This window comes from Rhizobium ecuadorense, assembly GCF_001187535.1.
Classification (GTDB): Bacteria; Pseudomonadota; Alphaproteobacteria; order Rhizobiales; family Rhizobiaceae; genus Rhizobium; species Rhizobium ecuadorense.
In genome coordinates this window covers 1-445 of the sequence record NZ_LFIO01000088.1, presented here as the reverse complement: position 1 = coordinate 445, position 445 = coordinate 1, and the positions used below count along the sequence as shown (strand labels likewise).

Annotated in this window: 1 protein-coding gene; it reads left to right on the top strand. The window is 60.7% G+C overall.

Going from position 1 to position 445, the window contains the following annotated elements; all coding sequences use genetic code 11:
• The coding region (locus AF337_RS03840; RefSeq protein WP_152970885.1) for an ABC transporter ATP-binding protein at positions 1-440 on the top strand (440 nt) is incomplete at its 5' end.
• Between the last annotated feature and the right edge of the window lie 5 nt (positions 441-445).

Genomic DNA, 445 nt, shown 5'->3' with positions numbered 1-445 from the left:
CGATCAACCTCGACCTTGTGCAAATGGCGCATGCGAGGGATAAGCGGCCTTCGGAAATTTCCGGGGGCATGAAACAGCGCGTCGGCATTGCCCGCGCGCTTGCGATGGAGCCGAAGATCCTGCTGCTCGACGAGCCCTTCGGCGCACTCGATGCGCTGACCCGCGCCCATCTTCAGGACGCGGTGATGGAAATCCACGCACGGCTTGGCAATACGATGGTGATGATTACCCATGACGTCGATGAAGCGGTGCTGCTGTCCGATCGCATCGTCATGATGACCAACGGCCCGGCGGCCCGTATCGGCGAAGTGCTCGATGTGACCATGCCCCGCCCCCGCCATCGCATCGAGCTCGCCTCCGATCGGACATATCTCAAATGCCGTGAAGCCGTGCTGAAATTCCTCTATGAACGCCACCGCTTCATCGAAGCGGCGGAGTAGAAACC